The organism is Bacillus sp. RAR_M1_44 (genome assembly GCF_020165935.1).
In the GTDB taxonomy this organism is placed as follows: Bacteria; Bacillota; Bacilli; order Bacillales; family Bacillaceae; genus Bacillus; species Bacillus altitudinis.
The window spans coordinates 2,236,194-2,260,415 of the sequence record NZ_JAIUKX010000001.1; the positions used below are offsets into that span (position 1 = coordinate 2,236,194).

Sequence of the window (24,222 nt, forward strand, 5' to 3'; positions counted from 1 at the left end):
TAAACAGAGACAGAGTGCTTTTGACTATGAGCCGCCTTGCTCTTTTAGACGTCTTTGTTATTTATCTGATCATTCTGATTTTTCTTTTTTCTTGAAAATAAAACCCTCCTGTGCAATCGTTTGTTAAAATAGTGAGGTTAGACTAGAATGTCGGAGGTTTTATTTTGGGAAAAATTAAACGAAATGCGCTCTGCCCATGCGGAAGCGGAAAAAAATATAAACATTGCTGTGGTCAAAAGTCAGGCGGAGAACAAACGTCTGAGCTTGTGTTTAAGGAAGCTGTACAAGTTCAAAAGGATTTAATGAATTATGCGTTCTCTAAGCATCAGAGAGCGATCAATCAATTCATTAATGAGTTTTCTTTCCTAGCAGATATGGATAAAGAAACGCAACAAATCTCAGTCTTTCATTTGAGTGTATGGGGCATTTTCTTCCGCCCATTAACAGATAAGAAAGAGACCATCTTCCAAGAATTCCTGAAAAAAAAAGCAGAAGATATTACCCGTCCTAAAACAAGACAGGTGGTGGAATCTTGGACAGACATGGAGCCATCTTTGCTTTTATTAAATGAAAAAACGGACGAGTCTCTATACTTTGAGAATATGGTGACAGCTGAGAAGGTTGAAGTTGATGTGAAGCCGGATCAAACTGTGCTGCCAGAGAAAGGTAGTCTTGTTCTAGGTTTCCCTGTTCAGTTTGAAGAAAAGGCAGAGTTTTTCATTCAATATACGATGTTTGCGAAAGAGTTTACTGATACGCTTCTTCTTCAGGTTCGCCAGCTCGTTGAAGCACATGAGGCAAACGGAGGAGCACGCAGCACATTTATGAGAGAAGCCTTCCCTGAAGTGCTGAAGTGTATGTTTGCGAAGCAAGAAGTTGAAGAAACAGAAGCGCCTGCTCAAACAGAAGGAAGTACAGTAGGACTATCAGCAGATCGGATGGACTGGGCTAGTGATGTTCAGCTGGAAACAGCCAAGCTGATTGAAGACGGGATGAAAGAGCACGGTGACCAAAGCCTGACAGATGGCGCTTTAACGGTTTGGAAAGCTTACTGTGATCAGAAAGCACCTGTGATCCGTAAAGCGGCGTCATTTGCTGCGGGAATCGAATATTATATTCATTCACTTGCAAGCGATGCCCCGCTTTCTCAAGCACAAGTTGCTAAAAAGTATGGTATTAGTGCGTCCACTGTATCGAGCCGATTTAAAGACATTGAAAAAGCGGTCAAAGAAGAGCAAGAGACGACTGTATCATAGCATGAAAAAAGACGCGGCACCTTTCAAGGAGCCAGCGTCTTTTTTTCATCATCTTGTTTTAATAAAACCACTCATGTATTGCTCTGTATTATAATCATTGAGGTCAATTTTCCACTGACCATCTCCGTTACGTTTCATTTTCACTTCATACTCAGCAGGGCTTGAGACTGGAGGAAGCTTTTCAAACTCAGATGCGTACATATTCAAGCTTTTCTTATACAATTCTTCTTTCGAACGGATTTTGCCGTTGTAAAACTCATCTCTTTGTTTGTCTAGTTTGTCTTTTAAGTTAGAAGCATCAATACCGGTTACTTGAGCGACAACCTTCGCTTCGTCATCTGAGATGGTTTTCACACTTGTTTCCACTTTCGCTTTATCCTTCATTGTATTTTGCATGCGTTTGTACATGGATAAAATATCGCGGTCACTGACTTCATTTCCGTATATGCCTGCACTTCTCTTGAAGTCTTTCACGAACATTTCGTGATATTTATTAACGACATCTGATTGATTGTCACCTGTTAATTCTGAGAATTGATCATTCTTTTTGTCAAAAACAATGAGATCTGTATAAGCAGATAGCGCTTTTGCTGGGTTATCTAGCTTTTTCGCTGTATCTAGTATCTTTTCGCCATCTAGTTCAATTTCGATCGAATCGCTGTTTTTCTTGATGCTATCTTGGTACACGAACTGATATTTTTTGCCTTTATCTACTAGGAAATAAAGCGCTCCTGATAGTGATTTCCCTTTGTTCAATGACCCAAGATCAAGGCGGTCTTTACTGCCGTAGAATTTTAAATCAGAGACTTTGGCATCGTCCTGATAAAGGGTGAAATCAGAGTTATATAGTGAAAGGGCTTTGTCACCTTTGTTGGTGATCGTCAGGTTGACTTTTAACACCAATTCATTGTCTCGCAAGGTAGTTGTTGAGTCTTCTGGTAACGTATATTCGTAGCTATTCACTTTTACCTCTGCTGTTTTTGTTGATTTTTGGTCATCCTTTGTTGATTTTGCTGAGCTCTGGCAGGCTGCAGAGATGATCATCACGAATGAAATCATGAGGAGTGCACTTATTTTTTTAAGATTCACAGTTGATGCTCCTTTGCTTTTCTTTCGTCATTTTCTTCCCGTTATCTGACTGAGAAAAAAGAAACAGATAGAATGGTATATTCGGGTGTTAAAGGGGAAAATATCCTAATGACGATTTGCACTATTCATTCTATCGAATTTCATTCGTGATGAGGAATAGGTTTTAGTCCCTATCTTTGATAGATTTTTACACAAATACCTATAAAAAACGGAATTTAATAAGTAGAATATACTAGTTAATAAGAATTAATTTATCTATTTATCATGGGTTTTAAATGTTTTGTGTGTAAAAATCTTGAAATGGAGGTAGTTTTCATTTCAAAAGATGTGTTAGAATTCACATCGCAAAACTTTTTTCTTTCAAAGCGTCCACCTCCAGATTGATTTTCAGAGAGCAGAATACTTGAATGTTGAAAATGATTCATGGGAAAATAAGGATGATTAAGCAGATAAGGGAGATGAGCTTTTGAAAAAAGTAACGCTTGGACGAACTGATTTACAGGTGAATCCGATAGGGCTTGGAACAAATGCAGTAGGCGGGCATAATTTATTCCCGAATCTGAGTGAAGATGCAGGGCGGGAGCTGGTAGAAACAGCTCTTGATCATGGTGTCAATTTCTTAGATTCTGCTTTTATTTATGGGCTGGGCCGTTCAGAAGAATTGATTGGTGAGATCATTGCCAAAAGAGGCGGCCGAAAAGAACTGGTTCTTGCGACAAAAGGGGCTCATAAAGAGGTAAACGGGCAAATTGAACTGGATAATAGCCGAGATTTCTTAAGACAGCAGGTCGAAGACAGCCTGAAGAGGCTCCAAACCGATTATATTGATTTGTACTATATGCATTTCCCAGATGGCCGCACGCCGCTGGATGAAGTGGCAGGTACTTTAAAGGAATTGAAGGATGAGGGGAAAATCCGGGCAATTGGGGCATCAAACCTTGATTTTGAACAGCTTCAAACCTTTAATCGAGATGGATACCTAGACGTGCTTCAATCAGAGTATTCTCTGCTGAAACGTCAGGCTGAGCAAGACCTTCTCCCATACTGTGTGGAGCATGGGATTTCCTTTATCCCTTATTTTCCATTGGCGTCAGGCCTGTTGACTGGGAAGTTTACAAAGGATGCGACATTTGATGATATTCGAGCAAAGGACCCGCTTTTCCAAGGCGATGCTTTCCTTCAAAACCTCGAAAAAGTAGACAAGCTGAAGGCCATTGCGCAATCAAAACATGCCGAAACAGCTCATGTAGCGCTGGCGTGGCTATTGGCGCAGGATGGCATTGATGCCATAATTCCGGGTGCAAAACGAGCCGAGCAAGTCTTACAAAACTTGAAAACAAACGATGTTCAATTAACAAAAGAAGAAATCAACGAAATCGATCAGATCTTTTCATAATATAAAAAATAAGGTGCCAAGTAGCACCTTATTTTTTATGCCATTGTGAGAGGAATCTTGATTACGAGCCTCAGGTTTGGAGAACGATACGTAAAATCAAGCGTGCCGTCTGCCTTTTCAACAAGCTGATGAATGATATAAGTACCCATACCTTGATGATCACCGCCTTTTGTCGAGCGGCCAAACGTCTTGAACAGATGATCTAATACGTGTTTTTCCATTCCCTTCGTACTGTTTTCACAATGAATCAAAAAGAGCCCGCTCCGGATGGAAGTCGTGATCGAGATGTTTCCCTCGTTCCCAGCTTGCTTCGCTTCAATGGCGGCATCTAATGCGTTATCAAGCAGGTTGCCAGTAAAACTCACCTGATCCGCTTTAGAAAAAGGAAGAGAAGAAAAGGGTGCTTGAAGATCTAGTGAAAGGGCAATCTCCTCTTTTTCAGCCCGTTGGAAAAAGGAATGAAGGGAGGAAGCCAAATAAGCATTTTCCCCTTTGATCCAAGGGAAATGTTTCACGTATTGCTGAATCAAATCTTTGATCTCATGCTCGTCATTCGATGCGGAAAAGGCATTTAAATGTCTAGCTGTTTCATGGTGTTTACTTCGCAGCTCAAGCAGCAAGTCATTGGTTCTCGACTCAGCATGAATCAGCTCTTGAAGCCGTCCATTTAATCGTTGCTCTGTTTGCATCACCTTGAAGGAAAGGAGATCGACTGTCAAAATGATGAGGACAGTTAGAAGATGGCTTAGTCCATTTCCGTGCGTGAGAAAAAGTGAAATGCCTGAACAGGTAATGAGCACAAAAGCGCCTAATATCACGTAACCACTCATACCTAGCCAAAACCTTTTGTAAATGAAAAAGGTGTAAAGGCACAAGATGCAAAAGGTCAGAAGCCACACCATGCTTGATGACAAAGGCAGAACAGCTTTAGCAGCAGCTTGAACTGCAAGACCGAGCCAGATGAGCGTATATATGCGAAATCCAAGATAGAAAGCGTTCACGTTCGTTCTCCTTAAAAGTAGTATTTCTTAAAGTATTCTAATTGCTGCTTCGTCATCATGGCTTTTTTATCAGTCCCTTCAAAAGACACGATAAATGAATTTTTGGCATACGCCGAAAAGTTCTTAATGTAATGAATATTGATGATAAACGAGCGGTGGGAGCGGATAAAGTCTTTCTCAGCTAAATCACCTTTTAACTCGTTGAGAGTTTGGTATGTTTGAATATCTCCTGTTGTTGTGACAATGGTCGTCGACCTGCCAGTACGTTCAACAAAGATGACATCCTTTTTTTGCAGTACATGGATATCTGATTGCTGTTTGATGAGAAGCCGTCCGTGAATGCTTTTCTCCTGCTTGGTGGACATGTAGCGCTCTAAGGATTTGGCGATTCGATCAGCTTGATAAGGCTTCATAATATAATCATGGACATTCAAATCAAAGGCATGGACAGCATACCCACTGTTTCCCGTCACAAATACAACATCTACATTCAGTGCATGAGAGTGAATAAGGTCTGCTAATTCATAGCCTGACATGCCAGGCATCTCAATGTCTGCAAACAATAGATCAATGTCGCCCTGTTTGACCTTCTCATATGCATCCTCCGCTGACTGCGTCACAAAAACGATGTCAACGGCATCCATTCTGCCGACAATGGCATGCAGCTTTTCTAAATCCACTCGGTAATCATCGACAAGACCTACTTTTATCATAAAAATCACCTATGACTCTTCTTATTATTTGTCTATTTTACCATTTGTTTTTTAAAATGGATCATTTCAAGACAGAAAAAGGACGTTTCGCGACATTTTTATGTCAGACAGGCGGTATTTTTTCTATCATAGACGTAGATAGTCGAAAGGGGCGAACCAAATGATTACTCTACGCGATTGTAGTTGCTGGTTTACAGATAAGAAAAAAGTCGTAAAGGCGATGAAACATATGACGTTCTCCGTGAAGGAAGGAGAAGTCGTCGGCATCTTAGGAGAAAATGGTGCGGGGAAAACCACATTATTACGCGCCGTTGCGACATTATTGGAGCCTACTCATGGAACAGTCAATGTTGCAGGCTTTGATACAGTCAAAGAAGCAACTGAAGTGAAGAAGCGAATTGGGGTCTTATTTGGCGGCGAGACGGGACTTTATGACCGTTTGACGGCTCGTGAAAACCTTGAATACTTTGGGAAATTATATGGCTTAGATCAGCATGAAATCAAAGCGAGAATTGAGGATTTGGCAAAGCGATTCGGGATGAGGCAGTACATGGATCGCAAGGTAAAAGGATTTTCAAGAGGGATGAAGCAAAAGGTGGCGATTGCCAGAACATTGATTCATGACCCTGACATTATTTTGTTTGACGAACCGACAACAGGTTTAGATATCACATCGAGTAATATTTTTAGAGAGTTTATTCATCAGTTGAAACAGCAAAATAAAACGATTCTATTTTCAAGCCACATCATGGAAGAAGTCAGCCTGCTTTGTGATAGTGTCATGATGATTCATCAAGGGGAGCTCGTGTACAAAGGAACGCTTCCAGAATTATATGCACAGGAACAAAGTGAAGACTTGAATTACATCTTTATGTCGAAGCTCGCAAGGGGGAATGCATAATGTGGAAAACCGTCTTTTTAAAAGAAATGACAGATTCGCTCAGAGACAGAAAAACGCTGCTCTTAACAGTGTTGATCCCTCTTTTGACGATGCTCGGACTCGTGTTTTTCTACGAAAGCATGATCGCTGATCCAGGCGATAAAACGTATACAGTCGCAATCAATGAAAAGCTTCCGTCCGATATGAATGACATGATCAAAGAAGTGAAAAACCTGAAACTTGAAACTTTTGATGACCCGCAACAAGCCGTTAAAGACGGTGAGGCAAATGCTTATCTAGAAATGCCAAAAGATGCAGGCGATATGCTTCAGCATCAAACATCGTTTGCCATTAAAGTCCATGGGTATCCAACAGATGATGATTCCGTGATTGCGGTTCAAATGCTGCAATCATTGCTTGAACAATATCAAAACCAAGTCGTAGAAAAGCGTTTGGCACAGGATCAGATCAAATCGTCAGTGATCCATCCGTTTGAGGTACAATCGGTTGATGTGCAAGAAGGAGAGGACGGGGATGGAGAAAACGGGGTGACCACCATGCTGCTGTCGATTCTCCTTCCAATGATTTTAGTGACGTCCGTGATCTCAGGTGCTTTGCCAGCTGCGCTTGATATCGTAGCAGGTGAAAAGGATAGAAAGTCAATTGAAGCTTTATTCCTGACACCGGCCAGCAGACTTCAGCTTTTAATTGGAAAATGGCTAGCTGTTTCTATGTTTGGTATATTAAGTGGCATTGTGGCGATTGGCATGCTGCTGCTCTCTACATTGCTCTTTACAGAAAAACTGAAACAAGCGCTGAACTTCGGAGATCAAGTGTGGAGCATCATCGGCGTTATGTTAGCGGCATTAATTATTTTCTCATTCATGGTATCCATGATCGAACTGCTGCTCAGTGTCGTTTCAAGCTCAGTGAAAGAAGCACAATCGTACATGTCCATGATCATTACACTAGGTGTGATTCCGATGTTTTTCACCATGAGAGCAGGCGCTACGCAGCTAGATACGTATTACTTTGCGATCCCATTCCTTAATATTCATGCACTATGTAAGCAATTGATGTTTGGCATCGTTGACCCAATGTCAATTGCCCTGACGCTCGGCTCCTCGGCGCTGACAGTGATGATCTTGTTTGTCATCGTGAGAAGTTTGTTTATGAAAGAGAAATGGATGCTTGCAAAATAAAGAAACGCCCTCTATGATAGAGGGCGTTTTCAAGTGAATGCCGATCACCGTATGTTTTAGTCTAAGAAACCGAATTGTTCCAAGTTCTCTAAATAAAATTGAAAATACTCGTCATGAATATCAACTGGATATTCTTCTAACTCATTTTCAATAATTGCACCTACAATTAAAGCATTCATATACCTATCAAGCTTTTCGCAGCTAGCTCTTACGGTAAATTCTGAAACATATACTCCATCTTTACTTTCTAAAATGATATCAATTCTTCTACCTTCTTGTTCATCAAGCAATAAGTGATTATAATCCCATTCTTTTACTCTTTTAGGATTTAACGGATGAAGACGATTGTGAAGCACTTGTTCACGATGATCCTTTTTTTCCTCATTCGAAAACAATTGAATCAATATACTCGGATCATCAATGACAAAACATTTATATATCTTATTATATTCAAAGTGATCATCATTTACTAAATCTAAAATCTTTGTTTTTGAAAATTCTCTAGCTTTAAATTTAGACGTTATCATCTCAACGACTTGTTCTTTAGTAAAAGTCAATTGATCTTGTTTATATAAATACTGTTTATATAGCTTTTCGTAATGATACATGATTCACCTCTATTTACTATTTAACAGGACCTCCTTGGAAAGCATGAGCTTTTGGAGTCCTTTTATAGGGATGCCAGTGATAATAATACCCTTTTGGGGGCTTGTTTTTGTATTTATCTACTTCTTTAAATGGTTTACCTTTTGTATTAGCTCCAGCTGCAACACTTCTTGTCTGTCGCTAACCAGATGATAAATTATAACAAAAAACCCCCGGGAACCGGGGGTTTTCTTTAGTTCTTGATGAACTTTTCAACCAATGAGCTTGTTTTGTAGTCGTTCAAATCAAGTTTCCATTGGTCGATATCGTTTTTCTTCATGTTCACTTCTACTGTTTCTTCAGAAGATGATGGTCCTAATTTTTTAAATTCATCTGGATAGATAGAAAGTAGATATTTCTGTGCATCATCATAAGATGCTGTACGGTTTTTGCTGTAGAATTCAGTTGCTTTTTCTTTTAAACGATCGACAAGCGGGCTTGCATCAATTGGTGTAAGTGTCACAGTCACGACAGCTTTATCACCGCTGATTGATTTTGTTTTCGTTGATACTTTTGATTTTTCAGCTAATGTTTCTTTCACAGCTTTTAGAAGCTTATCAAGGTTTTCGTCTTTTGCTGAGCTAGATGAAATACCAGAAGAAGAAATATAGCCTTGTTTGAATGATTTATCAAATTCGTTGACGACAGTTGATTTGTTATCACCTGTTAGTTTTTCGAAATCGTCATTTTTCTTACCAAAAATCATGACATCAATATAAGAAGAAAGGGCTTTTGCAGACGCTTGAAGTGTATCTGCCTTTTTCATCAAGTCTTTTCCTTTAATATCGAATTCTAGTGTTTTGTCATCTTTTTTCGATCCAGAACCAGGCTCTGTGTAAACCAATTGATAGTCTTTTTCTTTATCAACCACAAAGAAAAGACCACCTTTTGATACTTTACCTGCGTTTAGAGAGCTTGAAGATAATACTTCGTTGTAGTCATCAGGAGAGATGGTAGACACCTGAGCGTCATCTTGGTAAAGCGTAAAGTTGCTTTTATCCACATTCAATGGTTCTTTGCTGATGTTTTTTACAGATACATTCACTTTTAGGACATATTGATCATCCTGAACAGATGTATCGTATTGAGGTGGTAAAGTGTACTCAGCACTTTCTACTTTTACTTCAGCTGCATCAAGGGATTTTTTTGTATCGCTTTCTTTCGCAGCAGTTTTGTCTTTTCCACCACTACAAGCAGCAGCGACAACAGTTACACACAAAATCAGAAGAAACAGGGATAATTTCTTTTTAAACATGAGATGTTTTCCTCCTCGGGTTTTATGGTGAATTTCATTGGAAAGCTTTAGTTCATATCGTTCTTTTTGCACAAAAAGAAAAATACTGTATGTTTTTTACTGTAGAATGAAGCGAAAGTACTGTCAATACCTCAGTGCGTTCGAAAGGTTCATCCACTTCAAGTAGTAAAAATGACACTATGTTGAGAGGAGAAATGTGTATTTTATTGTTTGAAATCTCCTGTAAAAACTCAACATTTTATATTTTAAGGTTTTGAGTCGGATTATTGAATAGGTTCAAATGACTGTTTTTGAAGAAGATGTAGCAAATAGAAGGATTTTTATGACTTGTAAATGAGTCGTTAGTAATGAATATTTTTTCCTGTGATGTGTATGATCACTAGGTTTGTGTGTTGTTGACATAGAGACACTTGTCCAGCGAAATGTTGAGGTATTTAGACAGGCTCTCGACACGGAATGTGTCTTTTCCCTTCAAAATGGCAGTCATCTACACAGAAACCCTACATAAAATAAAAGAGAAATGAATGGGAGGTGGATGTATGGCAGTGGTAAGAGCGACAAGCTCTGATATTGATTTAATGGCCAGACTGCTGAGAGCCGAAGCGGAAGGTGAAGGGAAACAAGGGATGCTGCTTGTAGGAAATGTAGGCATCAATCGTTTGCGTGCCAACTGTTCTGACTTTAAAGGGCTGCGTACGATTCCACAAATGATTTATCAGGAGCATGCGTTTGAGGCAGTCACGCATGGTTATTTTTATCAGCGAGCACGAGAAAGTGAAAAGACACTTGCACGGAGGAACATTAATGGTGAACGTTTTTGGCCTGCGAAATTCAGTCTTTGGTATTTCAAACCGCCTGGAAATTGTCCATCCACTTGGTACAATCAGCCGTTTGTGGCAAGGTATAAGTCACATTGCTTTTACCAGCCCACAGCTGAAACATGTGAGAATGTTTATAACACCTTTTAGTTTGATGAACAGCACAATCCTTTGTATTCAAGAGGATTGTGTTTTTCTTTTTTTCAAAATGGGTAACCATTGTGTATCAACAAGATGAAGCACGTGATTGGAGGAAATGAGAATGTATCAAGACTTAAAAGGGAAAACAGCCATTGTGACAGGTTCTTCTAAAGGGATTGGACAAGCCATCGCATTGAGGTTTGGACAAGAACAAATGAACGTGGTTGTGAATTATAAAGGTGATGAAGAGGGTGCTGAAGAAACAGTACAAGCCATCCAGCAGCATGGAGGTAGGGCGGTGAAAGTACACGCAGATGTCTCCAAAGAGGAAGGAATTCAGGCGTTAATGGATGCCGCGCTGGAGAATTTTAACGCACTAGATGTGTTCGTCAATAATTCAGGATTTAATGGTGAAGAAGCAATGCCGCATGAAATGACGTTGGAACAATGGCAAAAGGTCATTGATGTGAATATCACAGGCTCATTTTTAGGAGCAAAGGCAGCGATTGCGTATATGATGGAGCATGATGTGAAAGGGTCAATCTTGAATATATCCAGTGTCCATCAAGAGATCCCGCGTCCGTTCAATGTTCATTACTCTACTTCTAAAGGAGGAATGAATATGATGACGAAGACGCTGGCTCTTGATTATGCCGAAGCGGGTATTCGGGTCAATGCGATTGCACCAGGTACAATGGCAACGGAATCAAATGACGACCTTCAATATGAACAGAAAAAACAAAAGCAACTTGAGAAAATTCCAATGAGAACGTTTGGCGATCCGAAAGAGATTGGGTCCGCCGCTGCATTTCTCGTATCGAAAGAAGCGGCCTATATTACAGGTACTACATTATTTGTTGATGGAGGAATGACGCTTTATCCTTCTCAATTAAATGATGAATAATAGCAAAACATCCGCCCCATTAGCCGGCGGATGTTTTTTCTTTGTAGCGGTGTGCTGACTTTGCTGGTTTGCCGAGCAGCATAGGATACTTGCTCAAGAAAGAGATACATGGCACCATGAGCAGCAATGTACCGATCGTATAAAAGAGCGTCCAAGAAAGCTGCGCTGTATCAGAGATATTGATGCCTAGTCCGTAATAAACAAATGCCTTCATGATATCGATACCGGCAAATTGCAGGACGAGAATCACAATGGAATGACGTCCGAGATACGTCAATATCGTGGACGTTTTCAATTTGAAGCTTAAATAAATGACAGCAGCTGAACCGAGCAGTGCACAAGCATAAAAAATGAATAGATCTCCATAGTCATTGACCCGCATATCAATTCGTGAATTAAAGCTTTGCATATATGCAGTCAGTACAAGCAGACCTGTACATAACAGAAGGGTAGGATCTGTTTTTAATTCCACAAACCATTGTTTTGCTAAAAATCCGATTGAATAAAACACAACAGCCGTTAACGCAACGTTGGCATTCCAAGGGAGACTCTGGTTTAACAATAGCGTGGAAGCATATCCGGCTCCACCGCAAAGGACGGTCAGTAACATCAATACAGCTGGTTTTCCTTTTGTCAGACGATGCATCAAGAAAAACAACATTTCCACTAAAAAGAGCGTCGTTAAAAACCAGATGGCTGGGTTATGCGTCAGTCTTGCTTCATCGGCATTTGATATGAAAATTCCCGTAAATGGAACGAAGGGATCAATATCTGTTTGCCCCTTAAAGGCGAAAAATCGGGTCACCGTGAACCAGAAAACGTACGTAATAATGGAGAAATAGAGATAAGGTAAGAGCAAGCTTTTCGCTTTTTTCTGTATAGATGATATAGCAGGTTGTGAGGATGATCGAAACATCATACCTGATAGTAAAAAGAAGAGTGGCATATGAAATGAGTATATAAATTGCTTGAATGAATCAGGAATGGGTACATGTGCCATAACGACGAGCAGAATGCCGATTCCTTTAGCCGCATCCACCCAGTCGAGTCGCTTATTCATGGCCAGTCATCTCCTTCCTTCTCAGCATTGTAAACCGTTACTTCATATGTACCTCTACTATATAAAAGGTACACCTACAATGCGTTTACAGTTCGCTAACGATTAGAAGACACATTTGCGATCAGATGACAGAAGGAGGCTTTTTGACATCTCGATGTTACATTTCCCATCAGCGTGTAGACAAACCCTCGCATTCTTTGTCAGTCCTGCGTGCTGGTGCTCACGAATGTGAAATTCGCTCCGCTCCAGTACTCGTCCTTCCTAGACTGCAAAGGTTTTCTATCACGCTGAAAAGAAGACAAAGGGCTAAAATAAAGTTCATTTTAGCCCTTTGTCAACAATTTGAGAAGCCAATGAAAGATTGGCTTCAAAATAGTTCTGCGATTCGTTCAAAGGAACGCTGTTTTTCCATTGGATCAAATGAATTGTTTAATATCATGATCTCGCCTGTTTGATAGCGGTCCATTAAGATTTGCAGCTGTTCTTTCACTGTTTGCTTTGAGCCAACAATCATTCGCTGGCGGTTTTGTAACACTTTTTTCTTTTCTTGCTCAGTGTAATGATAGTTCTCTGCTTCTTCTATAGAAGGAACGCGACTGTCCAGCCCTTTTTCAACCCGAAGTAGCCATAAGTCTGTACTGGTGGCAATGCGGCTTGCTTCCTCGTCTGTGTCTGCGCAGATCACAAAGACAGCAAACATAGACTGAGGCTGACGTGAGAAAACGGATGGAGAAAAGTGTGACCGATACGCTTCAAAAGCTTGCCGGCCTCGTGCAGGATGAATAAAATGTCCGAAAATATAGTTGATTCCAAGTGATGCCGCCTGGATGGCACTGTTTTCCCCGAGTCCAAGCAGCCAGACTGGCGGATAAGAATCAATGAGCGGAGCCGCTTTCACTCCTGCATGCCGATGACCAGAAGGCAGGCTGTCAGATAAGTAAAAAAGAAGGTCCTCCAGCTGGCGGTCAAATTGAGACAGTTCTTTCTTCACGCCGTCTGTCAAAGCGAGTCTCGTCCGTTCAATTCCGCCTGGGGATTTACCAACCCCGATCTCAATCCGCCCAGGGTAAAGGGCTTCAAGCTGGCGGGTGACTTCTGCTACTTTAAAAGGGCTGTACTGCGGGAGTAAAATCCCTCCAGAGCCTGTGCGCAATGTCGATGTGTGTGAAGCAATATGTGCCATTAATATTTCAGGCGCTGTACTCGCGAGTCCTCTCGTGCTGTGGTGTTCAGCAAACCAATATCGCTCATACCCCAGTGTTTCCGCAAGCTTGGCCAGCTCTGTCGTATGAACCAATGTTTCTTGTGCGGACTGGCCTTTAGGGATGGCGACTTGATCTAATATATGAAGTGATGGCATCATCAACACCCTTTCATCAATACGTTGAATTCTATTCATAAGTATAAAGAAAGTCATGAACGGAAGGAAATGAAAGGGTTTATCACAGCTATGTACATGAATTTTCTATATCAACATATGAAGTGGATGCGCGCTCTGTTTTTAAGCGAGAGGCTGTGTAACGGGAACATTCGACAATGTTTCACATGAAACACTTCTTTTACGACATGAATCATTTTTGTCATGGATCTTTCTTAAAAAAAATATCATCATATTGAAACCTCTTTTATACATAGATCGTATATACTAGTAAATAGAAAAAAGAGTAAGAGGCTCCAATGTCATTTCATGAATTTTGTCGAATTTTCATGTATGATGATTTTAATAGGGTCCATCGCTTAATAAATAGATTTTTATTATGCTGGAGGAGTGATTGATTTGGCGATTACATTAGAAAAAGGTCAACGTATTGATTTAACAAAAGGAAAAGCAGGACTAACCAATATTCTAGTTGGACTTGGCTGGGACCCTGTGTCACAAGGCGGCGGTTTTCTTGGAAAGCTGTTTGGCGGCGGCGGAGGCGCTGATATTGATTGTGACGCTTCAGTGCTGATGCTGAAAAATGATAAGTTTGTTGAAAATAAAGATCTGATTTACTTTGGTAACTTGAAAAGCAAATGCGGCAGTGTTGAACATACAGGTGACAACCTGACAGGTGAAGGAGACGGAGATGATGAACAAGTCCTCGTCAACTTAAGCAAGGTACCAGGCAATGTGAATAAATTGGTGTTCGTTGTGAACATTTATGATGCACTTAGAAGAAACCAACACTTTGGTATGATTCAAAATGCTTACATCCGAATTGTTGACCGTTCAAACAATCAAGAATTAGTGAAATATAATTTGAAAGATGAATATGCAGGTAAAACATCATTAATCGTTGGAGAGCTTTATCGCCACGAGAATGAGTGGAAGTTTGTAGCTGTAGGAAATGGTACAAACGATGCGAAGCTTGCCGATATTACGAGAAACTACATTTAATTAGAAGGGAGAGGTTCCTAGTGGGAATTTCTTTAGCGAAAGGTCAAAAAATTGATTTAACAAAAACGAATCCAGGTTTAACAAAAGTAGTCGTAGGTCTTGGCTGGGATGTAAACAAGTATGATGGCGGACATGACTTTGATCTAGACGCAAGCGTATTCCTTTTAGATGCAGCAGGGAAAGCAAACTCTCCATCTGACTTTGTCTTCTACAATCAAACAACTGGCGGTGGCGGAAGTATCGTACATACAGGCGATAACCGTACAGGTGAAGGAGACGGAGATGACGAGCAGGTCAATGTTGATCTTTCAACTGTACCAGCAAGTATTGAGAAAATCTCCTTCGTCATTACAATCCATGATGCAGAAGCACGCAGCCAAAACTTTGGACAGGTGTCTAACGCTTACGTCCGTATTTTAAATGCGGCATCAAATGAAGAGCTCATTCGCTATGATTTGGCGGAAGACTTTTCAATTGAAACAGCGATTATTGTAGGTGAATTATACCGTCATGGCGGAGAGTGGAAATTCTCAGCTGTTGGATCAGGCTATCAAGGCGGACTTGCCCGCATTGCAACAGACTTCGGCTTAGATATCGGGTAACGCCCGTTTTCATATTTTCAGAAGATAGGAGAGATACGAATATGGCGATTCAGCTTTCAAAAGGACAACGTGTCGATTTAACGAAAACCAATCCAGGGCTGACAAAAGTGATGATCGGACTTGGCTGGGATACGAATAAATATTCAGGCGGAGCCGAATTTGATTTGGACGCTTCGGCTTTCTTAGTAGATGCAAACAATCGTTGTCAACAAGATACAGACTTTGTGTTCTATAATAATCTGCAGCATCCAAGCGGTAGTGTTACTCATACCGGTGATAACCGTACGGGTGAAGGAGATGGAGATGACGAGCAAATTCTCGTTGATTTCTCGAAAATTCCTGCTAACATTGATCGTATCGGAATTACAGTGACGATTCATGATGCAGAGGCACGTAGCCAGAATTTTGGACAAGTCTCTAATGCATTTGTTCGTGTTGTAAATGAAGAGGGCGGGGAAGAATTGATTCGTTTTGATTTAGGGGAGGACTTCTCAATTGAAACAGCTGTCGTCGTATGCGAACTATACAGACACGGCAGCGATTGGAAGTTTAACGCAATCGGAAGCGGATTCTCTGGCGGACTTGCAGCTCTTTGTCAAAATTATGGGTTAGAAGTGTAAAGAGAAGAAACAACTTCATTCAAGAGGCGCTGCCAATGACTCATATGAGGGTATTTTCCAAAGTGAGAAAGAAACAGCGATCAAGAATAACAGCAGGCGAAAGCCTGCTGATGCTTCTACACTTATAGGAGGAAAACCAGTTGGACATTTTGAAACATATGTTGGACACGTATGCCTCGTTTTTTGATTGGCATATGTGGGCAGAGGTATTAACAAACCCTGTCTCTTGGGGGCTTATTGGGACCCTTGTCGTGCTTGAAGGTTTGTTGTCAGCAGATAACGCACTTGTATTAGCTGTTATGGTGAAACATTTACCTGAAAAGCAGCGTAAAAAGGCATTAACCTACGGATTAATTGGCGCTTATTTCTTCCGTTTTCTATTCATTGGCGTAGGGATGTTGCTTATTAAGTTTTGGTGGATTAAGGTTCTAGGCGCTGCATACTTAGCTTGGCTGGTCATTAAGCACTTCTGGTTAGGTGACGGAGATGACGAAGCGAAGGAATTGAAAAAAGAAGGCTGGATGATTCGTGTATTTGGCGTTTTCTGGGCAACTGTTATTTCTGTAGAAATTATGGACCTTGCCTTCTCAGTAGATAGTATTCTTGCTGCATTCGCTGTATCTGAGGAAGTATGGATTCTTCTTTTAGGTGGAATGCTTGGAATTCTCATGATGCGTACAGTGGCACAATTATTCCTTGTACTCATCGACCGTATACCTGAGCTTGAGAATACGGCATTTATTCTCATTGGAATTATTGCCATCAAAATGGGCTTAAGTGCTGCTCATATTGAAATCCCGCATCTCGCATTCTTTGCGATTATTATCCTAGCGTTTATCGGAACGTTTATTGTTCATAAAATCAATAAGAAGAAGCATCAAGGTGTAACAAACGAAGCTGCGGCTTCAAAAGAAGAATAGGACGATCAAAAAGGAATGGAGTTGACTAGCGGCTCCATCCTTTTTTGAATCATCAAGTCATTACAACAGGAGGTGGCACTGCATGCGATATTTTCGTTTTTTATCAGAGACGAGACAGCACGATATTTTTTTTAAGCGGCCGGCGGCAGTTCATTCATTGACGCCAAGGCATGTACTTGCGCATGCATTAGGTGCTACTTTGTATATGCCTGCGACTAGACAGGATGTAGCAGACATGCTGCTTTCGCAGAAATATGAAGCGCTTTGCTCTGTTGTGTTTTGCTTGGAGGATGCCATTGGTGATCAGGAAGTGGACATGGCTGAACAGAATATAGTGGCACAATTGACCTGCCTTTCTGAGACAATTCATCACTCTCCAGAAATAGCTGAGCATTTGCCGCTTTTATTTATTCGAGTTCGTTCGCCCAAACAACTGCTCAAAATGGCAGATTTGCTCGGTCCCTCTCTTCATTTACTGACTGGTTTTGTGTTTCCAAAGTGCTCCGTTCACAATGCAAAGGAATATGTGGACAGTTTGAAACAGGCTTCAGCACAAACTCAGAAAACACTATACGGAATGCCCATTTTAGAAACACCAGATTTATTAGAAAAAGAAACGAGATATCAGGTGTTGTCTGAATTAAAGCAGATCATGCTGAATGATGAGGAATATATTTTGAATATTCGCATTGGAGCAACGGATCTGTGTGGATTATACGGCATTCGCCGTGATCGCGAGACCACCATTTATGAGATCAGAGTCATTTCTGAGTTAATCACAGATATCATCAATTATTTTGGTCGTTCATTTGTGATATCAGGTGCTGTATGGGAGCATTTTGGACCGGCACGAAAAGAACAAAATCCATTCATCCGTGCAATTTCTAAGAGCGGTGAATCTTCCTCATCTGAACTCGATCATATGCAAGGTCTGCTCAAAGAGACAAAGCTGGATGTGGTAAACGGTATTCATGGCAAGACAGTCATCCATCCAACACATCTCAAGCCAGTTCAAAGCATGTACGTTGTCACAAAGGAAGAGTACATGGATGCATTAAGTATTTTAGAGCATGCAGATGGTACAGTCGGCGTGATGAAGAGTGCCTTCTCCAATAAAATGAACGAAACGAAGCCGCACTATCGCTGGGCGGAAAACATTTTAATGAAGTCAGACATTTACGGGGTGTTTCATGAAAATAGAAGCTATATCGACATACTCACAGAAGCAGAAGCCACATACGCTGAACATCTTGGAACATATGGAGGTGGAGCTTAACCTCAAAGAGGGTACGCTTCAGCTTGAAAAAGAACATCTTTTTGACATGGCGGCACGGGTGAACAAAAAGAGAGCCTTTTTATTTGTTAGCAAGGTGCTCGGGAAACATATGCCTGTTCACCCGTTGAAACCACTCCTCGTCTCAGGTCTTTTGGCAATGGCTTATGCAAAAGAACAAACAGGCAAGACGCCCCCGCATCAAGACGATGTAGTAGAAGCACTAAAAACGAATGATCATGTTAAGTTAACTGAAGCCTATGCTGCGCTCAAAAAAGAGAAGCTTTCGGCGGTAAACGAGCCGATTGTGATTGGCTTTGCTGAAACGGCAACTGCGCTTGGTCATGGTGTGTATGACGTCATAGAAGGAGCATCTTACATTCATACGACACGTGAACAGCTGTTGGATCTTGATCCTTCACTCGTATTTGAAGAGGAACATTCTCATGCGACAGATCAGCTTTGCTACGCAGACGACGCCTTACTTCGGACGGATCGCCCGATTGTGCTAGTAGATGATGAGGTCACGACAGGCCGGACAAATATGAATATCATTCGGGATCTGCACGCAAAGCACCCTAGATCCTCTTATACGATTCTATCCATTTTAGATTGGAGAACAGAGGAGCACGAGGAAGCGATGCTTCAGCTTCAAGAGGAGCTAGGGGTAAATATCACATCATTATCTTTATTAAAAGGGCAGATGATGTTTCGGGGGACAACGCTGGATGAGCCTGCTTATTCGTATGAAATTGCTGCGCAAGAGAAAAGACCTGAACTCTCTTTTCATTCTCTTCAATCCTTCTTTAAGCAAGTGCCATATTCACTTTCCCATGCAGTCAATCCGGCGGGGCATTCGCCGTATATCCATGAAACAGGTCGTTTCGGTTTAAGCGCAGTGGACACGGACGCCATTGATCAAGCAACTGCTGAGGCTGGGCTGAAGCTTCAGCGAGAACGAAAAGGAAAACAGACACTCTGCTTAGGAACAGGAGAATTGATGTATGTGCCGATGAGACTTGCAGCTCATATGGGCGAAGGTGTCCTTTTTCATTCGACGACAAGAAGTCCGATTCATCCGGTTGAAAAGGAAGGGTACGCCGTTCAAAACGGATTCGCATTTTTGAGTCCAGAGGATGCCCGCATTCAGCACTACGTGTACAATATCCCTAAAGATCAGTACGATGATGTCTTTTTGTTTTTTGAGAAAAAGGTGTCTCAAGAAGCTTTGATGCCGCTGATCCACTTATTTGCTGAGCGGCATGTGAAGCATGTGCATATTGTGACTTTATCAGATGAGGTGAAGGTGAATGGCTAACGTGTATACAAAGATGGGAAGCTATCCAGAGCAGGACGTAACCTTCTTACTCAAGGATTTATCGTCGATTGAGATGGAGAAAAGTACAGAAGAGCGGGAGCGCTCTATTCAAAGCGGTGCCCATTACTCAGAAATGCTGCCAATTGAATATAAGCCGACGGCATCTTATATGGACTTATTCTATCAATCTCTTGAAGAAAGTAAGCAAAAGGTAGCGGAAGCCGTAGCGATTGTCGCAGAACAAATTGTGAAAAAACGAGGCTTTCAAACCGTTCTGTGCAGCTTGGCACGGGCTGGGACACCAATCGGGGTGCTCATTAAACGGTATATCAGAAAGACGTATGGTCTCGATTTGCCGCATTATAGCATCTCTATTATTCGTGACCGTGGAATAGATGAAAATGCGCTGCATTATATCCTCAAAGAACATCCAGGTTTTGAGATTGCCTTTATTGACGGTTGGACTGGAAAGGGTGCTATTTCCAAAGAGCTTCAACAAGCGGTGCTTGATTTTGAACAGAAATATGGAATTCGTCTTTCGAGTGAGCTAGCTGTGCTTGCTGATCCTGGTTATTGTACGAGTGTTTACGGAACGAGAGAGGATTTCCTCATTCCAAGTGCCTGCTTGAATTCAACGGTATCTGGCCTAGTTAGTCGAACGGTGCTAAACAACCGCTGGATCCATGCCGATGATTTCCATGGGGCCAAGTATTATGAAGAGCTCATTGATGAGGATGTCTCTAATCTGTACGTTAATACAATTGAAGAAGCATTTTCTGAACTTAATGCAAATGTACAAGAGAAAGCAGAGACCCTGCTCGCACAAGGAACGCCTCCTGACTGGCGGGGGATGACCTCCATTGAAGCAATTGGTCAGGAGTTCCAAATTGACAATACGCATTTGATTAAGCCGGGCGTCGGTGAGACGACCCGTGTGCTGCTAAGAAGAGTTCCTTGGAAAATACTCATTCAGCCAGGATCTCGGGAAAAGCTCAAGCACATTTTACTACTCGCAGAGGACAGAGGCGTGCCCGTGATTGAATATGCCAACATGTCCTACACATGCTGTGGGCTCATCCGCCCGTTGGAGCAATCGTCATGAAGAACATGGCATTTGCCAGTGACTTAGACCGGACACTGATATACTCACATCGAATGCTGGAGCAGTATGCATACAAGGGAGCATACGAATTAATTGAGGTGCTAGACGACCGGCCGCTTTCTTATATGTCTATTGAAACGAAAGTCTCCTTGCAGGCAATTCATCAAGCAGGCTGGTTTATCCCAGTGACGACAAGAACGACAGCACAATTTGAACGAATCACTCTCTTTCAGCAAGAGATCAAACCAGAGTATGCCGTCACGACAAACGGTGGCTGTATCCTTCATCATGGTAAGCCGCTTGAGGAGTGGCAGGCGATTGTAGATGAGAGACTGCAAGAGTGTATGCCGGTGAGAGATATGCTGCGGGCAATCTCTGAACTTCCGGTTGCCGCTTGGGTGAAACGTACTCGAACAGCTGAGGGAAGATTTCTTTATTTGATTATGAAAGACGAGTTTCTTTCTCATATTCCGCTTGCTGAATTAAGGCTGTGGGGTGAGGAGAGAGGCTGGCAGGTTTCTCTTCAAGGCCGGAAGCTATATTTTATTCCAAAGCCGCTCAATAAGTGGGCTGCTGTTGCTTTTCTAAAAGAAAGGCTACACCTTGAATATGTATATGGTGCGGGCGACTCCTTGTTAGATGCTGATCTCATACGTCAAGCAGATAAAGGCTTCGCTCCGAGTCATGGGGAAGTCTTAGATGTTGATCTATCGCTTGAACCGACGACAGCCTCTGGCATGGCGGCGGCAGACGAAATCGCCGCTTCTGTCGCAAAGAAGATGAACACAGCAAAAAAGCCTTCGATTCGATAGCAGAAGTAGAAGGCTGAATGATATGATAGTAGTAGCTTTCTAGAAAATATAGGAGAAAGGAAGGAGCGGCGTGAGTTATAAAGAAATCAACGTAACCCAGACACGGGCGAAACAGGAAGCCTGGAAAAACCTGCTGAAAAAGCCGCTCCCTGAACGAGACGGCTACGTCAAGGACGAGCACACCTTATCCTTGCCGCGTCTCGCCGCCCGTGTCCTTGGAACTCCGCATGATGCAACCGATTATTTTATTTATTTACATGAATTATACGAAACTGACGGCATGCATATTTTAAGTGAAACCCTCAACCGGCATATTGAGCCGGAGCACTTTCAAGCGCTCCAGCGGATTCATATGATCAATCAGGAAGAAAAGGGATTGTCCGTGAATCGATTTGTGGCTTTCTTAGACGGTGAACAGCTCATTGTCCGTCATCCAAACCCAGTGATGAACCGGCATATTCGCCTTTCGTTAATCCAGGTGTTTGAACATTTCAAGCAGCTGCATGAAGGGGGATTCCAGCATCCTGATTTCCGCCGTGTGCTGCTAGATGTGGTGAAGTTTTCAAATAATCATCTAGGACCATGGCTGAAGGAAGGCAATATGGAAGAAAAAATGCCAGCTGTCATTTGGTATGGAGAGGCGAATAAAAGTCAGCTTTATTTTCTTTACTATGTCATGCTGATTGGCTGTGATGTGGTGCTGTTTCATCCAGAAGGCAAGGATCAATTTCGTGAATTAGATCCAGAAGAAAAGCTGACTTTTATTGATCAGTATCCAGGGACGTCAAAGCTTGAACCGTTCCCTACTGAAAAGCCTGAGAGGAAATCAACGGTGGCGTACCGTTCGACAAGAGAGCTTGAAGAGGTACTTCACACAGAAGATTCCATGCTGTATAAGCCATGGCAATTCAGAGATCATACTCCTCATTCCATTACGCTAAAGACAACGTATGATGAGCTGTTTTTAATTGCAAAGGAACGGTCGTTTATCCGCCCGAATTTCAAAGCAGACCGTGACACCATACAGATTCCGAATCTTTTTGCGAAGATGATGGGGGTGACGAGAGACAAGCGAGAATATTGGGACCGTATCCACACGCTAATGGAGGGGAAAGAAACGAAAACGATCCGTCATTTCCCTTTCACACAAGAAGTGTCTTCGAATTATCAATTTCATTATCAGCATGCACTTTCTAAAGCAGGAGAGGTTGACCCTGATTTGTTAATGAAAAGCAATGTGTGGCAGTTCTCGCATTTGTATGAGGGCACGCAGCGTGCGATCGCAGAGGCCATTTCTCGCATATGTCAGCATCCGAAGCTGTTAAAAGAAGGCCATGAGACCGAATTAGATGTGCGTATTTATTTATTCAAGCAGCTTTTGCATATGAACCAAGATGTAATTGAACTCATTCAAACCTTTGATTATGCCCAAACTGTGCCGAAAGTGATTTTATACCATACGGAATATAATGGTGAGCTGACTCGTTCTGATGCGGCTGCCCTGATTTTCCTAAATGAAATGGGTGTGGATCTCTTCGTGTATCATCCCGCCGGCTATCAGTGTATAGAGCGGTATATAGACGATCAATTATTTGATACACATTGGCTTGATGAAATGGTCATGAACCAAGAGTTTAAAGAGCCGTCCATTGTGAGAAAGTTATTTCAATCCATTAAAAACCGATAAGGAGATCAAAGCTTATGACAAATACAAACGGAAATGACATCATTTCAATTGATAAAGAGGAAATCACGATTGAAAAGGCAGACGATATTCGCGTTCAGCTGCGCAATGAACCAGAAGTCCAAAACATTGCGAGACAGATTGATGCCAAAAATCAGCTTGAACTGCTTGAATACGGGAAACAGCCGGCTGTCGAAATCTCTAAGTTTTCTGACCGTATTCTCTCTATGATGCGTTCAACAAGTGTCACAGACTCAGGAACGATGCTTACACAGCTTGGAAAAATTATGGATCGTTTTGATAAAAATGATTTTGACGAGCCAAAGGGCGGTTTGTTATCAAAAATCTTTAAACGCGGTGGCAGCATGATCGAGAAGATTTTCAGCAAATATCAAACGCTCGGTGCAGAAATTGAAAAAATCAATGTGGAAATTAGTAAATACAAAGATGAAATGACCAAATCGACGGTTACGCTTGAAGAAATGTATGAGCATAACATTCAATACTATATGGAGCTTGAAAAGTATGTCGTCGCAGGGCAAATGAAGATCGAAGAATTAAAACAATTGGTTCCTTCTTATGAAGAAAAAGCGGCGGGGGGAAACCAGCTGGCACAAATGGAGTTGGATACGCTTCGTAATGGGATTCAAGCGCTTGAAGAGCGTGTATATGATCTTGATATGGCACGGATGGTGGCACTTCAAACGGCACCGCAAATCCGTTTGCTACAGCGTGGTAATACGAAATTAATCGGGAAAATTAACTCTGCCTTCATCATTACGATTCCAATTTTCAAAAATGGAATTATTCAAGCGGTGACAGTGAAGAGACAAAAGCTTGTGGCTGATTCCATGAGTGAACTGGACAGAAGAACGAATGAAATGCTGAAACGAAATGCTGAAAATATCTCAAGTCAAAGTGTTGAGATTGCTAAATTATCAGGTCGTCCAAGCATCGACATTGAAACGATCGAATCATCCTTTAATACGATTGTACAAGGGATGAAAGAGACGAAGCAGATTGAAGAAGAAAACAAACGATTACGTGAGGACGGAACAAAACGTATGCTTGAGCTTCAAGATAATATTAAGAAAGCTGCCCTAGAGTCCTAAAAAAACAGGCTGTCTGTAACGAAAGTTGCAGGCAGTTTT

At 41.7% G+C, this 24,222-nt stretch carries 23 protein-coding genes; 16 read left to right on the forward strand and 7 right to left on the reverse strand.

Annotation, left to right across the window (positions count from 1 at the left end; genetic code table 11):
* Positions 1-164: 164 nt before the first annotated feature.
* Positions 165-1,256, forward strand: coding sequence for an SEC-C metal-binding domain-containing protein (locus tag LCD34_RS11920; RefSeq protein WP_148780756.1), 1,092 nt, complete (start codon positions 165-167; stop codon positions 1,254-1,256).
* A gap of 48 nt (positions 1,257-1,304) precedes the next feature.
* Here LCD34_RS11920 and LCD34_RS11925 read toward each other — a convergent pair whose 3' ends face one another.
* Positions 1,305-2,345, reverse strand: a complete 1,041-nt coding sequence (locus tag LCD34_RS11925) for a DUF4352 domain-containing protein (RefSeq protein ID WP_039963227.1) — start codon at positions 2,343-2,345, stop codon at positions 1,305-1,307.
* Positions 2,346-2,811: 466 nt separating this feature from the next.
* Here LCD34_RS11925 and LCD34_RS11930 point away from each other — a divergent pair, with 466 nt between their 5' ends.
* Positions 2,812-3,741 (forward strand): aldo/keto reductase, encoded by a 930-nt coding sequence (locus LCD34_RS11930; protein ID WP_008342143.1) that lies wholly within the window; start codon positions 2,812-2,814, stop codon positions 3,739-3,741.
* Positions 3,742-3,776: 35 nt separating this feature from the next.
* Here LCD34_RS11930 and LCD34_RS11935 read toward each other — a convergent pair whose 3' ends face one another.
* Positions 3,777-4,742 (reverse strand): sensor histidine kinase, encoded by a 966-nt coding sequence (locus LCD34_RS11935; RefSeq protein WP_224559129.1) that lies wholly within the window; start codon positions 4,740-4,742, stop codon positions 3,777-3,779.
* 11 nt (positions 4,743-4,753) lie between these two features.
* Positions 4,754-5,455: a LytR/AlgR family response regulator transcription factor gene (locus LCD34_RS11940; protein ID WP_007498366.1), complete on the reverse strand. Its 702-nt coding sequence runs from the start codon at positions 5,453-5,455 to the stop codon at positions 4,754-4,756.
* A 160-nt stretch (positions 5,456-5,615) separates the two neighbouring features.
* On the opposite strand from LCD34_RS11940, the gene LCD34_RS11945 reads away from it, so the two are divergent.
* Positions 5,616-6,356, forward strand: a complete 741-nt coding sequence (locus LCD34_RS11945; protein ID WP_224559141.1) for an ATP-binding cassette domain-containing protein — start codon at positions 5,616-5,618, stop codon at positions 6,354-6,356.
* On the forward strand, positions 6,356-7,537 hold the full coding sequence (locus LCD34_RS11950; RefSeq protein WP_046526598.1) for an ABC transporter permease: 1,182 nt from the start codon (positions 6,356-6,358) through the stop codon (positions 7,535-7,537). The genes LCD34_RS11945 and LCD34_RS11950 overlap by 1 nt, the downstream gene beginning before the upstream one ends.
* Before the next feature lie 56 nt (positions 7,538-7,593).
* On the opposite strand, the gene LCD34_RS11955 is transcribed toward LCD34_RS11950, so the two are convergent.
* On the reverse strand, positions 7,594-8,145 hold the full coding sequence (locus LCD34_RS11955) for a hypothetical protein (protein ID WP_224559143.1): 552 nt from the start codon (positions 8,143-8,145) through the stop codon (positions 7,594-7,596).
* A 230-nt stretch (positions 8,146-8,375) separates the two neighbouring features.
* On the reverse strand, positions 8,376-9,437 hold the full coding sequence (locus LCD34_RS11960; protein WP_007498351.1) for a DUF4352 domain-containing protein: 1,062 nt from the start codon (positions 9,435-9,437) through the stop codon (positions 8,376-8,378).
* 539 nt (positions 9,438-9,976) lie between these two features.
* Here LCD34_RS11960 and LCD34_RS11965 point away from each other — a divergent pair.
* Positions 9,977-10,405 carry a cell wall hydrolase gene (locus tag LCD34_RS11965; RefSeq protein WP_008342138.1) on the forward strand — a complete coding sequence of 143 codons (429 nt, stop codon included), beginning with the start codon at positions 9,977-9,979 and terminating at the stop codon, positions 10,403-10,405.
* A 112-nt stretch (positions 10,406-10,517) separates the two neighbouring features.
* Entirely contained in the window at positions 10,518-11,300 is a 783-nt protein-coding gene (locus LCD34_RS11970) for a glucose 1-dehydrogenase (protein WP_224559144.1), read from the forward strand.
* A gap of 19 nt (positions 11,301-11,319) precedes the next feature.
* Here the strand turns inward: LCD34_RS11970 and LCD34_RS11975 are convergent, their stop codons facing one another.
* Both LCD34_RS11975 and LCD34_RS11980 read right to left on the reverse strand, forming a co-directional pair.
* A complete protein-coding gene (locus LCD34_RS11975; protein WP_224559145.1) occupies positions 11,320-12,360 on the reverse strand; it encodes an acyltransferase family protein in 1,041 nt (346 codons plus the stop codon).
* Positions 12,361-12,727: 367 nt separating this feature from the next.
* Complete coding sequence (locus LCD34_RS11980) at positions 12,728-13,720, reverse strand: LLM class flavin-dependent oxidoreductase (protein WP_019743835.1); 993 nt, start codon at positions 13,718-13,720, stop codon at positions 12,728-12,730.
* 417 nt (positions 13,721-14,137) lie between these two features.
* On the opposite strand from LCD34_RS11980, the gene LCD34_RS11985 reads away from it, so the two are divergent.
* The 10 genes from LCD34_RS11985 to LCD34_RS12030 all read left to right on the forward strand — a co-directional run bounded on the left by LCD34_RS11985 (position 14,138) and on the right by LCD34_RS12030 (position 24,183).
* Positions 14,138-14,740, forward strand: coding sequence for a TerD family protein (locus LCD34_RS11985; protein WP_008342134.1), 603 nt, complete (start codon positions 14,138-14,140; stop codon positions 14,738-14,740).
* Between the two features lie 20 nt (positions 14,741-14,760).
* The gene (locus tag LCD34_RS11990; RefSeq protein WP_008342133.1) at positions 14,761-15,342 is read left to right on the forward strand and encodes a TerD family protein; all 582 of its coding nucleotides are present in this window, start codon (positions 14,761-14,763) and stop codon (positions 15,340-15,342) included.
* A gap of 41 nt (positions 15,343-15,383) precedes the next feature.
* Positions 15,384-15,962, forward strand: a complete 579-nt coding sequence (locus tag LCD34_RS11995; protein ID WP_007498343.1) for a TerD family protein — start codon at positions 15,384-15,386, stop codon at positions 15,960-15,962.
* Positions 15,963-16,102: 140 nt separating this feature from the next.
* Positions 16,103-16,882, forward strand: coding sequence for a TerC family protein (locus tag LCD34_RS12000; protein WP_007498342.1), 780 nt, complete (start codon positions 16,103-16,105; stop codon positions 16,880-16,882).
* Between the two features lie 82 nt (positions 16,883-16,964).
* Positions 16,965-18,158 carry an HpcH/HpaI aldolase/citrate lyase family protein gene (locus LCD34_RS12005; RefSeq protein WP_224559147.1) on the forward strand — a complete coding sequence of 398 codons (1,194 nt, stop codon included), beginning with the start codon at positions 16,965-16,967 and terminating at the stop codon, positions 18,156-18,158.
* Positions 18,142-19,473 carry a phosphoribosyltransferase family protein gene (locus LCD34_RS12010; RefSeq protein ID WP_224559460.1) on the forward strand — a complete coding sequence of 444 codons (1,332 nt, stop codon included), beginning with the start codon at positions 18,142-18,144 and terminating at the stop codon, positions 19,471-19,473. Before LCD34_RS12005 ends, LCD34_RS12010 begins: the two co-directional genes overlap by 17 nt.
* On the forward strand, positions 19,466-20,575 hold the full coding sequence (locus LCD34_RS12015; RefSeq protein ID WP_224559149.1) for a cysteine protease StiP family protein: 1,110 nt from the start codon (positions 19,466-19,468) through the stop codon (positions 20,573-20,575). The genes LCD34_RS12010 and LCD34_RS12015 overlap by 8 nt, the downstream gene beginning before the upstream one ends.
* Positions 20,572-21,387: an HAD family hydrolase gene (locus LCD34_RS12020; RefSeq protein WP_224559151.1), complete on the forward strand. Its 816-nt coding sequence runs from the start codon at positions 20,572-20,574 to the stop codon at positions 21,385-21,387. The genes LCD34_RS12015 and LCD34_RS12020 overlap by 4 nt, the downstream gene beginning before the upstream one ends.
* A gap of 70 nt (positions 21,388-21,457) precedes the next feature.
* On the forward strand, positions 21,458-23,074 hold the full coding sequence (locus LCD34_RS12025; RefSeq protein ID WP_096880960.1) for a YceG family protein: 1,617 nt from the start codon (positions 21,458-21,460) through the stop codon (positions 23,072-23,074).
* Between the two features lie 14 nt (positions 23,075-23,088).
* On the forward strand, positions 23,089-24,183 hold the full coding sequence (locus LCD34_RS12030) for a toxic anion resistance protein (RefSeq protein WP_025206695.1): 1,095 nt from the start codon (positions 23,089-23,091) through the stop codon (positions 24,181-24,183).
* Positions 24,184-24,222: the final 39 nt, after the last annotated feature.

Coding starts and splice junctions, on each gene's coding strand:
- LCD34_RS11940 (WP_007498366.1), bottom strand. CDS start 5,455: ATGATAAAAGTAGGTCTTGTCGATGATTACCGAGTGGATTTAGAAAAG.
- LCD34_RS11945 (WP_224559141.1), top strand. CDS start 5,616: ATGATTACTCTACGCGATTGTAGTTGCTGGTTTACAGATAAGAAAAAA.
- LCD34_RS11950 (WP_046526598.1), top strand. CDS start 6,356: ATGTGGAAAACCGTCTTTTTAAAAGAAATGACAGATTCGCTCAGAGAC.
- LCD34_RS11955 (WP_224559143.1), bottom strand. CDS start 8,145: ATGTATCATTACGAAAAGCTATATAAACAGTATTTATATAAACAAGAT.
- LCD34_RS11960 (WP_007498351.1), bottom strand. CDS start 9,437: ATGTTTAAAAAGAAATTATCCCTGTTTCTTCTGATTTTGTGTGTAACT.
- LCD34_RS11965 (WP_008342138.1), top strand. CDS start 9,977: ATGGCAGTGGTAAGAGCGACAAGCTCTGATATTGATTTAATGGCCAGA.
- LCD34_RS11970 (WP_224559144.1), top strand. CDS start 10,518: ATGTATCAAGACTTAAAAGGGAAAACAGCCATTGTGACAGGTTCTTCT.
- LCD34_RS11975 (WP_224559145.1), bottom strand. CDS start 12,360: ATGAATAAGCGACTCGACTGGGTGGATGCGGCTAAAGGAATCGGCATT.
- LCD34_RS11980 (WP_019743835.1), bottom strand. CDS start 13,720: ATGCCATCACTTCATATATTAGATCAAGTCGCCATCCCTAAAGGCCAG.
- LCD34_RS11995 (WP_007498343.1), top strand. CDS start 15,384: ATGGCGATTCAGCTTTCAAAAGGACAACGTGTCGATTTAACGAAAACC.
- LCD34_RS12005 (WP_224559147.1), top strand. CDS start 16,965: ATGCGATATTTTCGTTTTTTATCAGAGACGAGACAGCACGATATTTTT.
- LCD34_RS12010 (WP_224559460.1), top strand. CDS start 18,142: ATGGAGGTGGAGCTTAACCTCAAAGAGGGTACGCTTCAGCTTGAAAAA.
- LCD34_RS12015 (WP_224559149.1), top strand. CDS start 19,466: ATGGCTAACGTGTATACAAAGATGGGAAGCTATCCAGAGCAGGACGTA.
- LCD34_RS12020 (WP_224559151.1), top strand. CDS start 20,572: ATGAAGAACATGGCATTTGCCAGTGACTTAGACCGGACACTGATATAC.
- LCD34_RS12030 (WP_025206695.1), top strand. CDS start 23,089: ATGACAAATACAAACGGAAATGACATCATTTCAATTGATAAAGAGGAA.